Origin of the sequence: Pseudomonas sp. LAMO17WK12:I5 (assembly GCF_900215165.1) — a bacterium.
Lineage (GTDB): Bacteria > Pseudomonadota > Gammaproteobacteria > Pseudomonadales > Pseudomonadaceae > Aquipseudomonas > Aquipseudomonas putida_A.
Window position 1 is genome coordinate 489,227 of record NZ_OBDS01000001.1, and the last position, 13,828, is coordinate 503,054.

Here is a 13,828-nt window from a genome sequence, read left to right on the forward strand (position 1 = left end):
CTACCTCAGCTTCAGGGTGGCAAGGCCGATCAGCACGAGAATCACGGTGATGATCCAGAAACGGACGATCACGCGTGGCTCGGGCCAGCCCTTGAGTTCAAAGTGGTGGTGAATCGGTGCCATGCGGAACACACGGCGCCCGGTCAGCTTGAAAGAGGCAACCTGGATAACCACCGACAGGGTTTCCATCACGAACACGCCGCCCATGATGAACAGGACGATTTCCTGACGGACGATCACTGCGATGGTGCCCAGTGCCGCGCCCAGTGCCAGAGCACCGACGTCGCCCATGAACACTTGCGCCGGATAGGTGTTGAACCAGAGGAATCCGAGGCCGGCACCGATCAGTGCGCCGCAGAACACGATCAGTTCGCCCGCACCCGGCACGTAAGGGATCAGCAGGTATTCAGCGAATTTCACGTTACCCGACAGGTAGCAGAAGATCCCCAGACCGCCGCCGACCATCACGGTTGGCATGATCGCCAGACCGTCGAGACCGTCAGTCAGGTTGACCGCGTTGCTTGAGCCGACGATCACGAAGTAGGTCAGCACGATGAACCCGGCGCCCAGCGGAATGCTGTAGTCCTTGAGCATCGGCAGGATCAGCGTGGTTTCCACCGGCGTGGTGGCGGTCATATAAAGGAAGATCGCCGCGCCCAGACCGAACACCGACTGCCAGAAATACTTCCAGCGGCTTGGCAAGCCACGGGAGTTCTTCTCGATCACTTTGCGGTAGTCGTCGACCCAGCCGATGGCACCGAACAGCAGCGTCACCAGCAGCACGACCCAGACGTAGCGGTTGCTCAGGTCAGCCCACAGCAGGGTGCTGACACCGATGGAAGACAGAATCAGTGCGCCACCCATGGTCGGCGTACCCGACTTGGACAGGTGCGATTGCGGGCCGTCATTGCGAACGGACTGGCCGATCTGACGGTTCTGCAGGGTGCGGATCATCCACGGGCCATAGCACAGCGACAAAACCAGCGCGGTCAGCACACCGAGGATCCCGCGCAGGGTCAGGTACTGGAAGACCGCGAAGCCTTTGTAGAACTGTTGCAGATACTCCGCTAGCAGCAGCAGCATTAATGTTTCTCCAGACTGGACCCGCACAGAGCCGCAACGATGTTTTCCATCGCTGCACTGCGCGAACCCTTGATCAAAATGGTGGTGTTTGTGTCCTGCTCGGCGTCGAGGGCCTGGATCAGTTCGGCTTGCGTGCCGAAGTGATGCGCCTCTTTACCGAATGCGTTCACGGCGTGGACCATGTTCGGCCCGACCGCGTAAAGCGCGGAAACCTTGCCCCGGGCGTATTCGCCCACGTCGCGGTGCCCCTGCTCCGCCCAGTCGCCCAACTCGCCGATATCTCCGAGCACCAGGACGGTGCGGCCGGAAAAGCCGGCGAGTATATCAACGGCCGCGCACATGGAGGTGGGGTTTGCGTTGTAAGTGTCATCGATCACGCGCATGCCGTTCTTCGCCAGTTGCGCGACGGTGCGACCCTTGACCGGTTGTACTGCGCCAAGCCCGGTGGCAATGCCGAACAGCGACACGCCCAAGGCGTGAGCGGCAGCGGCGGCAGCCATGGCGTTGGCGACGTTATGGGTGCCGAGCAGGTTCAGTTGAACGTGCTCCACACCTTCAGGTGTATGCAGGTTGAAGGCCGGGCAACCCCGGGCATCGGTGCTCAGGTCGCTGGCGTGGAAATCTGCCTGAGGATTGCTCAGGGAGAAGGTCAGCACTTTGCGTGCGCCGGCGCGGAGCTTCCAGATACCAAAGGCCTTGTCATCGAGGTTGAGCACAGCGACGCCATCCGCCGCCAGCCCGTCGATGATCTCGCCTTTGGCTTCGACGATTTTTTCCGGCCCGCCGAACTCGCCAACGTGGGCGGTGCCAGCGTTGTTGAGGATCGCCACGTGTGGCTTGGTCAGCCCGACGGTGTAGGCGATTTCACCCAGACGCGAAGCGCCCAGTTCGATTACGGCGGCGGTGTGTTCCGGGGCCAGTTCGAGCAGGGTCAGCGGTGCGCCCAGATCATTGTTCAGATTGCCGCGCGTCGCCAGCACCGGACCGCGGGTACGCAAGATGCTCGCGAGCATTTCCTTGACCGTGGTCTTGCCGCTGGAGCCAGTGATGGCCGCGACTGGCTGGGTGAATGCGGCACGGTTCAACGCACCCAACTGGCCGAGGGCCTGGCGGGTGTCCTTGACCAGCAGTTGCGGCAAGGTGCTGTCGACGACTTCGCGCTCGACCAGTGCCGCCACCGCGCCCTTGCCGGCGACGTCGTTCAGATAGTCGTGACCATCGAAGCGCGGACCGGTCAGGGCAATAAACAGTTGGCCAGCGGTGATCGCACGGCTGTCGATGCTGACGCCATCAAAACTGGCGTCGCTGCTGATCAGACGGGCGTCGAGCACGTTGGTCAGTTCGCTCAATGTCAGGGCCTTAAGCATGGGCCACCTCCCACGCGGTGAGGGCATGATCGGCCTCGACCAGATCGGAGAAAGCGTGCCGCTCGCCGTTGATTTCCTGATAGTCCTCGTGACCTTTACCGGCCAGCACGATCACGTCATCCGCCGAAGCACCGGCGATCAGCTGGGCGATCGCCTGACCACGGCCGGCGACGAAGGTGACGTTATCCACAGCGCTGAAACCGGCGCGGATGTCGTCAAAAATCTGCGCCGGGTCTTCCGTGCGCGGGTTGTCATCGGTGACCAGTACGCGATCAGCCAGACGCTCGACCACTTCGGCCATCAGCGGACGCTTGCCGCGATCACGATCACCGCCACAGCCGAACAGGCACAGCAACTGGCCTTTGACGTGTGGGCGCAATGCAGTCAGAACTTTTTCCAGCGCATCCGGGGTGTGGGCGTAGTCGACCACCACCAGCGGCTGAGTGCCGCCACCCAGACGCTGCATGCGTCCGGCCGGGCCTTCGAGTTTCGGCAGCACCTTGAGAATTTCGTCTAGGGCGTAATCCAGACCGAGCAAGGCGCCGACTGCCGCCAGTACGTTGCTCAGGTTGAAACGACCGAGCAGCGTGCTGCGCAGATGATGCTCGCCCTGCGGCGTGACCAGCGTGGCGCGCACGCCGTGGTCATCGAACTGCGCTTCTCGGCAGAACAGGTAGGCGCTGCTGTCGAGCAGGCTGTAAGTGATCAGGCGCGAATCGCGTTTATCGGCGGCCAGTTGCCGGCCGAAATCGTCGTCGAGGTTGACCACGCGGCACTTCAGGTCATTCCAGGCGAACAGCTTGGCCTTGGCCTCGGCATACGCCTCCATGGTGCCGTGGTAATCCAGGTGATCGCGGGACAAGTTGGTCATTACCGCGACGTCGAACGCTAATGCGGTAACGCGGCCCTGGTCCAGACCGTGTGACGAGACTTCCATGGCCACGGCTTTGGCCCCGGCCTTTTTCAGGTCGCCCAAGGTTGCTTGCACGGCAATCGGATTCGGCGTGGTGTGCAGGCCGCTTTCCAGCGCGCCATAGAACCCGGAACCCAGCGTACCGACGATGCCGCAATGCTGACCGAGCAGATCCAGTGCCTGCGCGACCAGTTGGGTCACGCTGGTCTTGCCGTTGGTGCCGGTGACGCCGATCAGGTTCAAGTGATGGCTCGGTTCGCCATAAAAGCGCCCGGCGATGTCGGACAGCTGCGCCGCCAGGCCTTTGACCGGAATCAATGGCACTTCGGTGATCGGCAGCACGGTGGCGCCTTCCACTTCATAGGCAACTGCCGCCGCGCCACGCTGCAAGGCATCGGCGATGTGCGCACGGCCATCGAACTTGCCGCCCGGTACGGCGAGGAACAGATCACCCGCGCGTACGTTGCGGCTGTCCAGCGCCAATTCACGGATCAGCAGATCGTGGCCGGCGTGGGGGAATATCTTGTTCAGACTCAGAGACATCAGCCGCGCCCTCCATTGGCTTTCAGCGGAACGACCGGGGTAGCGTTGGCCTGTTGGGTGGTCGGCAGGTTGTCCGGGGTCACGTTCATCAGACGCAGGGTGCCGGACATCACACGGCTGAACACCGGCGCCGACACCAGACCACCGAAGTAACCGGCCTTGGACGGTTCATCGATCACCACCACGATGGCGTAACGCGGATCGCTCATCGGGCCGAAACCGGCAAACAGCGAACGGTACGAGTTTTCGGCGTAGCCCTTGGTGCCCACCGACGTTTTACGTGCAGTACCCGACTTGCCGGCCACGTGATACGCCGGCACCTGCGCACGGAACACGCCGCGCGGTGCTTCGATCACTTGCTGCAGCATGCCTTGCATGGTTTTCGCGACCGCTTCCGGCAGTACCTGGGTGGTCTGCGGCGGCTTGTCGGTTTTGATCAGGGTCAGCGGTGCGAGACGACCGTTGTTGGCTAGCGCCGAGAACGCGTGCACCAACTGGATCGCGGTCACGGAAATACCGTAGCCGTAAGACAGCGTCGCGGTTTCAGCCTTGCGCCATTCACGGTAATTCGGCAGGTTGCCGACGCGCTCGCCCGGGAAGCCGAGGCCGGTGTCCTGGCCGAGGCCGACTTTCTGCGCGAGGCGGAAAATGGTTTCACCACCAATATCGAACGCGACCTTACTCATGCCGACGTTACTGGAGTTGATCAGGATGCCGGTCAAGTCGAGTACCGGACCTTCGGTCTTCGACACGTCCTTGATGGTGTACTTGCCGATCTGCAGGGAGCCCGGGTACACCTCGACGGTGTCGCTCGGTTTCCAGCGGCCGGTTTCGATCGCGGCACTCATCGAGATCGCTTTCATGGTCGAACCCGGTTCGAACACGTCGATCATCGCGCGGTTACGCATCATCGCCGGCTGCAGATTGCGACGGTTGTTCGGGTTGTAGGTCGGCTGGTTGACCATGGCGAGAATCTCGCCGGTCTTCACGTCCATGATCACCAGGCTGCCGGCCTTGGCGCCGTTCTCGATGATCGCGTTGCGCAGCTCGCGGTTGGCCAGGTATTGCAGACGCAGGTCAATCGACAACGCCAAGGGCTTGCCGGCCTTGGCGTTTTTGGTGACCTGGACATCCTTGATCAGCCGACCGCGCCGATCCTTGATGACCTGCCGCTTGCCCGGGACACCGGCCAGCCACTCGTCGTAGGCCAGCTCGACGCCTTCACGCCCGTGATCGTCAATGTCGGTAAAGCCGACCATATGTGCGGTAACTTCACCGGCCGGATAGAAGCGGCGGAATTCTTCGATGCCGTAAACGCCCGGCACTTTCAGATCGAGCACAGCCTGGCCCTGCTCGGGGGTCAGCCCGCGCACCAGATAAATGAATTCTTTGTTGGCCTGGGCTTCGAGACGTTCGGCCAGGGCTTTCGGATCCTGCCCCAGCGCAGCGGCCAGCGCCGGCCACTTCTCTTTGGCGGTCTGCATTTCCTTGGCGTTGGCCCACAGGGTCGTCACCGGGGTGCTCACGGCCAACGGCTCGCCGTTACGGTCGGTGATCAGACCACGGTGAGCAGGAATCGGAATATGACGCAGACTGCGCGCGTCGCCCTGACCTTTGAGGAAGTCACGGTCAACCACTTGCAGGTCGATGATGCGCCAGCAGATCGCCGCAACCATCACGCCCAGCAGTGCCACCATCAGGCGGAAGCGCCACGGGAAGAGTGCCCCTTCGAGTTTCATCATGGCGCCACCATCTTCACGTCAGCCGCGCCAGGGATGTGCATCTTCAGTTGTTCGGTGGCCAGCACTTCGATGCGGCTGTGCGCAGTCCAGGTGCTTTGCTCGAGAATCAGGCGCCCCCACTCGGCCTGCGCCTTGTCGCGCACGCTGAGTTCGTTATAAAGATTGTTGAGCAACTGCCGGTTCCAGTGCGCGCTGTAAGACACGCCGATGGCCGACACGAGCACGCCGATAAACAGCAGCAGCATGATAAAGCTGCCGCCCGGCAGGGGCTTGGCGAAAAGCTTGCTCACCGCAACTTCTCCGCGACACGCATGACAGCGCTACGGGAACGTGGGTTGGCTTTGAGTTCGGCGTCGGAGGCCGTCTGCGCTTTGCCGTGGATTTTGATTTTCGGTTCGAACGCAACGTGGCGCACGGGCAGGTTGCGTGGCAGGTTGTCAGCTTCGCCTTTCACCAGCTTGCGCATGAACAGTTTGACGATGCGGTCTTCCAGCGAGTGGAAGCTGATGACCACCAGACGGCCACCGATCTCCAGAGCATCCAGGGCGGCTTCGAGGCCGGCTTCCAGATCTCCCAGTTCGTTGTTGACGTGAATGCGCAAACCCTGGAATGCACGGGTCGCCGGGTTCTTGCCCTTCTCCCACGCCGGGTTGGCGACTTTCAAGACTTCGGCCAGATCAGCGGTGCGCTCGAACGGCTTGATGTCGCGGCGCTCGGCCACGGCACGGGCCATGCGCCCGGAGAAACGTTCTTCGCCGTATTCCTTGAACACCCGGGCGATTTCTTCCACCGGCGCGGTGTTGACGAACTCGGCGGCGCTGATGCCACGGGACGGATCCATGCGCATGTCCAGCGGGCCGTCGTTAAGGAAACTGAAGCCGCGCTCGGCGTCATCCAGCTGCGGCGAAGACACGCCGAGATCGAGCAGGATACCGCTGACCTTGCCGCTCAGACCTCGCTCGGCAACCACCGAACCCAGCTCGGCAAAGCTGCGCTGCACAACGACAAAGCGGCCGTCTTCGGCCGCTAGCGTTTGCCCGGTGGCAATCGCTTGTGGATCTTTGTCGAACCCGATGAGCCGACCGTCCGTCCCGAGCTGGCTGAGGATCAGCCGACTGTGCCCGCCGCGCCCGAACGTACCGTCCAGATAGCAGCCATCAGGACGTACGGCGAGAGCCTCGACGGCTTCGTCAAGCAGTACGGTGATGTGGTTAAAGCCGCTATCAATAGTCACAGGATCAAATCACGCAGTTCATCAGGCATGGCGCCCGGTTGTTGAATAGCAGCAAGGTCAGCGGCAGACACCGCGTTCCATGCATCCTCGTCCCACAATTGGAACTTGTTCAGTTGGCCCACCAGCATCGCTTTCTTATCAAGCTTGGCGTATTCGCGCAGACGCGGTGGAACCAGAAAACGACCACTGCCGTCGAGTTCGAGGTCGACGGCATTACCAATCAATAAACGCTGCAGGCGACGGTTCTCTTCGCGAAGCGAAGGGAGTGCGCGCAACTTGGTTTCAATGATTTCCCACTCGTCGAGCGGGTAGACACACAGGCACGGATCAACGGCATCAATGGTCACGATCAATTGTCCGGAACTACGCGAAACGAGCTCGTCACGGTACCGGCTCGGCATGGCGAGACGGCCCTTTGCATCGAGACTGATAGCGTTAGCTCCGCGAAACACGTCAGCGTTTCTCCAATTTTTATCGTTTTGAGCTCAAAAAACCCACTTCATGCCACTTTCCGCCACTTGCGCACACTATAGGAATGCGCCCACCACACCGTCAAGGCGCGGATCAAAGGAAAACCCTTACAGAACGGAGATTTAGGAGCTTAAAAGGGGGGGTAACGACAATTTGGCGGACACTTTTGACCAATAACTTGATGCAGCACTGAAAGCTGCGCTCGGAAGTTAAAGTAATTTGTTAAGAGTAAGATTTTTTCGGTATTACAAAAGCGCTTCTGCTGTTGATTGAAGCAAGGTGGGAAATGGCTATTACTGCATTTGCCGCTGCCGGACTTTAGCGCAGGCCTGCCGATAATAACCAGCCCTGATGCCATTGATTCAAGCAGGGAAAGAAAAAGGTGGAGAGTCGATCTGTAAGCCGGGTTCTGTCTTGAACAGTCATTCGTCTACGATGGCCATCACTGGACATCTTTAGCAACCTACCCGGTCCCAGCGCGGGCCACGCCTTGGGACCCTATTTGGTCTTGCTCCAAGTGGGGTTTACCTAGCCACGAACTGTTGCCAGACGTGCGGTGCGCTCTTACCGCACCTTTTCACCCTTACCGGCGCCGAAGCGCTTAGGCGGTTATTTTCTGTGGCACTTTCCGTAGGCTCACGCCTCCCAGGCATTACCTGGCACTTCGCCCTATGGAGCCCGGACTTTCCTCCCCCCCCTAATTTTCATAGAGGGCAGCGACTGTCCGATCGACTCTCCGCCGCGCAGGTTAACGGCAGAGCGCCCGAAGAACAAGCGCTAATAGCCGTGAAACCCGTCTGCGCGACGGGTTACCCGCCCTTCTGCTGTTCCAGTGCGACCTGATACAGCACGTTTTTGCGCTCGCCGGTGATTTGCGCGGCCAGAGCGGCGGCACGCTTGAGCGGCATCTCTTCGAGCAACAGATTGAGCACGCGCATCGCTTCGCTGCTGACGGCGTCTTCGGACTCCGGCGCAGACCAGCCGGCGACCAGCACCACACACTCGCCGCGCTGCTGGTTGCTGTCGGACTCGACAAACGCACGCAGCTCAGCCAGCGGCAACCCCTTAAGCGTCTCGAAAGTCTTGGTGATTTCCCGGGCCAGCAATGCCTGACGCTCTCCACCGAACACCGCTTCCATGTCCTGCAGGCATTCGAGAATGCGATGCGGGGCCTCGTAGAAAATCAGCGTGCGCGGCTCTTCTTTGACTGCTTCCAGGCGCGCCTTGCGCCCTACCGACTTGGCCGGCAGGAAGCCTTCGAAGATGAACCGGTCGGAGGGCAGGCCCGCCGCCGACAGCGCCGCGATCAAAGCACAGGCGCCCGGCACCGGCACCACATTGATCCCCGCCGCCCGCGCCTGACGCACCAGGTGGTAACCCGGATCGGAAATCAGTGGCGTCCCGGCATCGGAAATCAGCGCGACGTTATCGCCCGCCAGCAAACGGGTAATAAAGCGGCTACCTTCATCACGCTCATTGTGTTCATGGCAGGCGGCCAACGGCGTGGCAATGCCGAAGTGCTGCATCAGCCGCGCCGAGTGCCGCGTGTCTTCAGCGGCGATCAGCGCCACTTCGCGGAGGATTTTCAGGGCCCGGGCGCTGATGTCGTCCAGGTTGCCGATGGGCGTCGCCACCACATAAAGCGAGCCAGCAGCGGAATTCAAAGGACCTGGAGCAGTCAAAGCGCACACCTCGTGTTCGGTAAAAACCGGCATTGTAACGCGTCACGAGGCTTGCGATGCGTTCCGGCCGACGCCGGTTTTGCGCGTCTTTGTGCGATGCCGCAACATTTGCTTCAGCTAAATTGACGGTTTCACGCCAGTAACATCGCGCCCCGGCCAGTGCTTGGGTACAATTCCACGCTAATTTGATCGAGTATCAGGAACACTTACATGATCGCTTGCCTGCGGCTGTTCACTGCCCTCTGCCTCGCTGCCTTGCTGGCGGCCTGCGCCAGCTCCCCTTCCTCCAGCCTTGGCGAACTCCCACGGACTCCGGATGCCAGCATCGAGCAACTGCTCGAACAGGCTACCCAGGCCAAGACGCCGGAAAAAGCCGCGCTGTTGCGCTTGAGCGCGGCAGACCTGGCATATCGCCAGGGCAACGCCGGCCAGTCCGCGCAGATCCTGCAACAAGTGCCGATGGAGCAGTTGAAGCCAGGCCAGCAGATCTTCGCCAGCACCCTGTCCGCTGAGCTGGCGATGACTCGCAATCAGCCGAAAGCCGCGCTGACGGCCCTGAGCCATCCGAGCCTGCAGCATCTGAGCGAAATGCCGGAAGACCAGCAAGTGCGCACCGGCACCGTGCATGCCCGTGCACTGGAAGCCGACGGTCAGACCCTGGCGGCCGCTCGCGAGCGCATCTTCATCGCACCAATGCTCAAAGGCGAAGCCGCGAGCAAGAACCACGAAGCGATCTGGACCCTGATCGCCTCGCTGCCAACCGATCAACTGCAACCCAATACCTCCGACGATCTCGGCGGCTGGATGGGTCTGGCCCTGGCCGTGAAAACCGCCGGCACTCTGGAACAGCAGCAAGCGGCGATCGATGCCTGGCGCGCGCAGAATCCAAAACACCCGGCTGCGATCAACCTGCCGCTGCCCCTGACCAAACTCAAGGAACTGGCCAGCCAGCCCCTGAGCAAGATCGCCCTGCTGCTGCCGCAAGACGGCCCACTGGCCTCGGTCGGCAAGGCCCTGCGTGAAGGTTTCATGGCGGCGCACTATCAAGCGCAACAGGCCGGCCAGAAGCCGCCCGCCATCGAGCTCTACGACAGCTCCAAGCTGACTTCGATGGACGAGTTCTACCGCAAGGCTCAGGCTGACGGCGTGCAACTGGTGGTCGGCCCGCTGGAAAAACCGCTGGTCAAACAACTGAGCACCCGTCCGCAACTGCCGATCACCACCCTCGCATTGAACTACAGCGAAGGTGATCAAGGTCCGGCGCAACTGTTCCAGTTCGGCCTGGCGGCTGAAGACGAAGCCCGCGAAGTTTCGCGTCGTGCCCGCGCCGACGGCCTGCATCGCGCGGCGATCATGGTGCCGAAAGGCGAATGGGGCGACCGCGTACTGCGTGCGTTCAGCCAGGACTGGCAGGCCAATGGCGGCAGCATCGTCGCCACCGAACGTGTCGATCAGCCGGTGCAACTGGCCCAGCAGATCGCCGACATGTTCCAGCTGCGTCAGAGCGAAGCCCGCGCCAAGAGCCTGCAGAACGCCGCTGGCACCAACGTAGCCGCGCAGCCGTCGCGTCGTCAGGACATCGAGTTCATCTTCCTCGCAGCCACCCCGCAACAGGCGCAGCAGATCAAGCCGACCCTGAACTTCCAGTACGCGGGCGATGTTCCGGTGTACGCAACGTCCCACGTCTACAGCGCCAGCGGCGATGTGAACCAGTACAACGACATGAACGGTGTGCGCTTCTGCGAAACCCCGTGGTTGCTGGAAGCCAATGACCCGCTACGCCAGCAAGTCACCGCGCAATGGCCACAAGCGGCCGGCAGCCTCGGCCGCCTGTACGCCATGGGCGTCGATGCCTACCGTCTGGCACCGCGCCTGGGTCAGTTGAAGGCGCTGCCGGACAGCCGCATCGAAGGTCAGTCGGGCAGCCTGGGCATGACCCAGACCCAACGCGTGGTGCGTCAGTTGCCATGGGCGCAGTTCGTCAACGGTCAGGTTCAACGCCTGCCGGACACCCCGCGCTGATGCCCGACGGCTCCCACCTGCAAAGCGGCAAGGATGCCGAACGCCAGGCGCTCGAGCATCTGCAACACCACGGTCTGCGCCTGCTGGCGCAGAACTGGTCATGCAAACGGGGCGAGCTTGATCTGGTCATGCTTGATGGCGATACAGTAGTATTCGTCGAAGTCCGCTACAGAAAAAACACTCAATGGGGTGGCGCGCTCGCTAGCATCGATGAGCGCAAACGGCAGAAACTGATTTTCGCCGCACAGTATTTTCTTCAGCGTGAGTCACGCTGGGCCGATTCCCCTTGCCGCTTCGACGTGGTGGCCATCGACAGGCACCCGGATCAGTTGAACTGGTTGCAGAATGCGTTCGATGGTTGATTCTCTGCACACCACCCCGGACACTTTCACCGACAATTTTTGCTCTTTGCTTTGCGGGCTGCACATTCACGTGCCGAACAGCCGCGCTACTTAAGGTCACACAGATGGACATGCAATCCCGAATTCGCCAGCTTTTCCAGGCCAGTATCGACACCAAGCAACAGGCGATGGACGTACTTGCACCGCACATCGAGCAAGCCAGCCAGATCATGGTCAACGCCCTGCTCAACGAAGGCAAAATGCTTTCGTGCGGCAACGGTGGCTCTGCCGGCGACGCCCAGCACTTCTCCTCGGAGCTGCTCAACCGCTTCGAGCGCGAACGCCCGAGCCTGCCAGCCATCGCCCTGACCACCGACAGCTCGACGATCACCTCGATCGCCAACGACTACAGCTACAACGAAGTGTTCTCCAAGCAGATCCGCGCACTGGGTCAACCAGGCGACGTATTGCTGGCGATTTCGACCAGCGGTAACTCGGCCAACATTATTCAAGCGATCCAGGCCGCACATGATCGTGAAATGATTGTCGTAGCATTGACTGGCCGCGATGGCGGCGGCATGGCTTCGCTGCTGCTGCCTGAAGATGTCGAGATTCGCGTACCGGCCCATGTCACTGCACGTATTCAGGAAGTCCATCTGCTGGCGATCCATTGCCTCTGCGATCTGATCGACAGCCAACTGTTCGGGAGTGAAGAATGACCCCTAATCGCCTTGGCCTTCTGGCCTTGACCCTGTGCCTCGGCATCAGCGGCTGCACCTCGGTGGTGAATGCCAGCCGTGAAGCGCCGATTGAAGACGACCGCGGCACCCGAACCTTCGGCAGCAAAATCGACGACTCGCTGATCGAGACCAAAGTCGGCGTCAACGTGGCCAAGGCCGACCCAGGCCTGGACAAGGACTCGCATATCGTCGTCACCAGCTTCAACGGCGTGGTGCTGCTCGCCGGCCAGACGCCGCGCGAAGACCTCAAGGCCAAGGCTGAACAGGCCGCCGCCAACGTCCAGCGCGTGAAGAAGGTGCACAACGAGCTGCAAGTGATTGCGCCGTCGAGCTTCCTCGCCCGCCAGAACGACGCCTGGCTGACCACCAAGATCAAGACCCAGATGCTGACCGATGCCAGCATTCCCGGCTCGCGCATCAAGGTCGTGACCGAGAACGGTATCGTCTATCTGCTGGGCCTGCTGACCAAGCAGGAAGCCCAACAGGCGACCAACCTGGTGCAGAGCGTTTCCGGTGTGCAGAAAATCGTGAAGCTGTTCGAATACATCGACTGATACGCGACGAGCAGATACAAAAAAGGCGATCCATCCGGATCGCCTTTTTTATTACTTCACCACTTTCAAGCTTGGCCGGCCGCTTGGTCGCGGCGGCTCGCTGCCCGGTGGCGGCAAGTCGTCATCCGGCTCGATATCGTCTTCGTCATCCATCGGCGACTCGAGATCGAACACCATGCCCTGCCCGTTCTCCCGGGCGTAGATGCCCAGAATCGCGCTGATTGGCACATACAGACTGTGCGGAACGCCACCGAAGCGACCCTCGAAGGTCACCACGTCGTTGTCCATGTGCAAGTGCCGCACGGCGCTGGGCGAAATGTTCAGGACAATTTGCCCGTCACTGGCGAAGCCCTGCGGCACCTGCACTGCCGGGTATTCGGAATTGACCAGCATGTGCGGGGTGCAATCGTTATCCACAATCCACTCGTAGAGCGCGCGGACCAGATAAGGTCGACTGGAGTTCATAGCGGCTCCTTAAGCCTTAGCGCATATCGCGTTCGACGCCAGACAGACTCGCCTGGAAAGCCTCACGCGCAAACTGGCGCTCCATATAATCAAGCAGCGGCTTGGCCGGCCGCGGCAGTTCAATACCCAGAATCGGCAAACGCCAGAGTATTGGCAATAGGCAGCAATCCACCAGACTTTGTTCCTCACTGAGGAAAAACGGCTTGTCGGCAAACAGCGGCGACACGCCCGTCAGGCTTTCACGCAATTCCTTACGCGCCACGACACGCGCGGCCTCCTTGGACTTGGGATCAAGAATCAGATCCACCAGACCACACCAGTCGCGCTGAATACGGTGAATCAGCAGACGACTGTTGGCACGCGCCACCGGATAAACCGGCATCAGTGGCGGATGCGGGTAACGCTCATCCAGATATTCCATCACCACGGTCGACTCCCACAACGCCAGGTCGCGATCGACCAGCGTCGGGAGACTGCCGTAAGGGTTCACCTCAATCAGTTTAGGCGGCTGGCGACCAGCTTCCACGTAAATGATTTCGGCGCTGACACCCTTCTCTGCAAGCACGATGCGCACTCGGTGGGAATAGTGGTCGGCGGGGTCGGAGTAACAGGCCAACCGATTGGTCACGCCCATGGCGATCCTCCTCGCTTGTTGAAATTATCGGAACCGG

At 61.0% G+C, this 13,828-nt stretch carries 14 protein-coding genes and 1 other RNA gene; 4 read left to right on the forward strand and 11 right to left on the reverse strand.

Translation table 11 applies throughout. From position 1 onward, the window contains the following. The 9 genes from mraY to rsmI form a co-directional block, all read right to left on the reverse strand. Complete coding sequence (gene mraY / locus CRO59_RS02210) at window positions 1-1,083, reverse strand: phospho-N-acetylmuramoyl-pentapeptide-transferase (protein WP_025109289.1); 1,083 nt, start codon at window positions 1,081-1,083, stop codon at window positions 1-3. Continuing rightward, complete coding sequence (gene murF, locus CRO59_RS02215; RefSeq protein WP_097086210.1) at window positions 1,083-2,450, reverse strand: UDP-N-acetylmuramoyl-tripeptide--D-alanyl-D-alanine ligase; 1,368 nt, start codon at window positions 2,448-2,450, stop codon at window positions 1,083-1,085. The genes mraY and murF overlap by 1 nt, the downstream gene beginning before the upstream one ends. After that, window positions 2,443-3,906 (reverse strand): UDP-N-acetylmuramoyl-L-alanyl-D-glutamate--2,6-diaminopimelate ligase, encoded by a 1,464-nt coding sequence (locus tag CRO59_RS02220; protein ID WP_097086212.1) that lies wholly within the window; start codon window positions 3,904-3,906, stop codon window positions 2,443-2,445. The genes murF and CRO59_RS02220 overlap by 8 nt, the downstream gene beginning before the upstream one ends. Beyond that, window positions 3,906-5,645: a penicillin-binding protein 2 gene (locus tag CRO59_RS02225; protein ID WP_171061849.1), complete on the reverse strand. Its 1,740-nt coding sequence runs from the start codon at window positions 5,643-5,645 to the stop codon at window positions 3,906-3,908. Before CRO59_RS02225 ends, CRO59_RS02220 begins: the two co-directional genes overlap by 1 nt. Further along, window positions 5,645-5,938, reverse strand: coding sequence for a cell division protein FtsL (gene ftsL, locus CRO59_RS02230; protein WP_007961627.1), 294 nt, complete (start codon window positions 5,936-5,938; stop codon window positions 5,645-5,647). The genes CRO59_RS02225 and ftsL overlap by 1 nt, the downstream gene beginning before the upstream one ends. Then, on the reverse strand, window positions 5,935-6,882 hold the full coding sequence (rsmH, locus tag CRO59_RS02235; RefSeq protein ID WP_027612185.1) for a 16S rRNA (cytosine(1402)-N(4))-methyltransferase RsmH: 948 nt from the start codon (window positions 6,880-6,882) through the stop codon (window positions 5,935-5,937). The genes ftsL and rsmH overlap by 4 nt, the downstream gene beginning before the upstream one ends. Then, a complete protein-coding gene (gene mraZ, locus CRO59_RS02240) occupies window positions 6,879-7,334 on the reverse strand; it encodes a division/cell wall cluster transcriptional repressor MraZ (RefSeq protein ID WP_003228026.1) in 456 nt (151 codons plus the stop codon). The genes rsmH and mraZ overlap by 4 nt, the downstream gene beginning before the upstream one ends. A 401-nt stretch (window positions 7,335-7,735) precedes the next feature. Next, window positions 7,736-8,089, reverse strand: an RNA gene (gene rnpB, locus CRO59_RS02245) — RNase P RNA component class A. A 73-nt stretch (window positions 8,090-8,162) separates the two neighbouring features. Next, window positions 8,163-9,068 (reverse strand): 16S rRNA (cytidine(1402)-2'-O)-methyltransferase, encoded by a 906-nt coding sequence (rsmI, locus tag CRO59_RS02250; protein WP_097086217.1) that lies wholly within the window; start codon window positions 9,066-9,068, stop codon window positions 8,163-8,165. Window positions 9,069-9,245: 177 nt separating this feature from the next. On the opposite strand from rsmI, the gene CRO59_RS02255 reads away from it, so the two are divergent. The 4 genes from CRO59_RS02255 (at window position 9,246) to CRO59_RS02270 (ending at window position 12,692) form a co-directional block, all read left to right on the forward strand. Then, window positions 9,246-11,057 (forward strand): penicillin-binding protein activator, encoded by a 1,812-nt coding sequence (locus CRO59_RS02255; RefSeq protein ID WP_097086219.1) that lies wholly within the window; start codon window positions 9,246-9,248, stop codon window positions 11,055-11,057. Then, a complete protein-coding gene (locus CRO59_RS02260; protein WP_027612188.1) occupies window positions 11,057-11,419 on the forward strand; it encodes a YraN family protein in 363 nt (120 codons plus the stop codon). Before CRO59_RS02255 ends, CRO59_RS02260 begins: the two co-directional genes overlap by 1 nt. A 104-nt stretch (window positions 11,420-11,523) precedes the next feature. Continuing rightward, window positions 11,524-12,117, forward strand: coding sequence for a phosphoheptose isomerase (locus CRO59_RS02265; RefSeq protein ID WP_007961622.1), 594 nt, complete (start codon window positions 11,524-11,526; stop codon window positions 12,115-12,117). Further along, complete coding sequence (locus tag CRO59_RS02270; RefSeq protein ID WP_007961621.1) at window positions 12,114-12,692, forward strand: BON domain-containing protein; 579 nt, start codon at window positions 12,114-12,116, stop codon at window positions 12,690-12,692. Before CRO59_RS02265 ends, CRO59_RS02270 begins: the two co-directional genes overlap by 4 nt. Before the next feature lie 51 nt (window positions 12,693-12,743). Here CRO59_RS02270 and CRO59_RS02275 read toward each other — a convergent pair whose 3' ends face one another. Both CRO59_RS02275 and CRO59_RS02280 read right to left on the reverse strand, forming a co-directional pair. After that, the gene (locus CRO59_RS02275) at window positions 12,744-13,157 is read right to left on the reverse strand and encodes a ClpXP protease specificity-enhancing factor (RefSeq protein ID WP_027612189.1); all 414 of its coding nucleotides are present in this window, start codon (window positions 13,155-13,157) and stop codon (window positions 12,744-12,746) included. A gap of 16 nt (window positions 13,158-13,173) precedes the next feature. Beyond that, window positions 13,174-13,791 carry a glutathione S-transferase N-terminal domain-containing protein gene (locus CRO59_RS02280; RefSeq protein ID WP_007961620.1) on the reverse strand — a complete coding sequence of 206 codons (618 nt, stop codon included), beginning with the start codon at window positions 13,789-13,791 and terminating at the stop codon, window positions 13,174-13,176. Window positions 13,792-13,828 lie beyond the last annotated feature (37 nt).

Bases quoted from the DNA above. Each gene is read 5' to 3' on its own strand.
- mraY (WP_025109289.1), bottom strand. From the start codon at position 1,083: ATGCTGCTGCTGCTAGCGGAGTATCTGCAACAGTTCTACAAAGGCTTC.
- murF (WP_097086210.1), bottom strand. From the start codon at position 2,450: ATGCTTAAGGCCCTGACATTGAGCGAACTGACCAACGTGCTCGACGCC.
- CRO59_RS02220 (WP_097086212.1), bottom strand. From the start codon at position 3,906: ATGTCTCTGAGTCTGAACAAGATATTCCCCCACGCCGGCCACGATCTG.
- CRO59_RS02225 (WP_171061849.1), bottom strand. From the start codon at position 5,645: ATGAAACTCGAAGGGGCACTCTTCCCGTGGCGCTTCCGCCTGATGGTG.
- rsmI (WP_097086217.1), bottom strand. From the start codon at position 9,068: ATGCCGGTTTTTACCGAACACGAGGTGTGCGCTTTGACTGCTCCAGGT.
- CRO59_RS02255 (WP_097086219.1), top strand. From the start codon at position 9,246: ATGATCGCTTGCCTGCGGCTGTTCACTGCCCTCTGCCTCGCTGCCTTG.
- CRO59_RS02260 (WP_027612188.1), top strand. From the start codon at position 11,057: ATGCCCGACGGCTCCCACCTGCAAAGCGGCAAGGATGCCGAACGCCAG.
- CRO59_RS02265 (WP_007961622.1), top strand. From the start codon at position 11,524: ATGGACATGCAATCCCGAATTCGCCAGCTTTTCCAGGCCAGTATCGAC.
- CRO59_RS02270 (WP_007961621.1), top strand. From the start codon at position 12,114: ATGACCCCTAATCGCCTTGGCCTTCTGGCCTTGACCCTGTGCCTCGGC.
- CRO59_RS02275 (WP_027612189.1), bottom strand. From the start codon at position 13,157: ATGAACTCCAGTCGACCTTATCTGGTCCGCGCGCTCTACGAGTGGATT.
- CRO59_RS02280 (WP_007961620.1), bottom strand. From the start codon at position 13,791: ATGGGCGTGACCAATCGGTTGGCCTGTTACTCCGACCCCGCCGACCAC.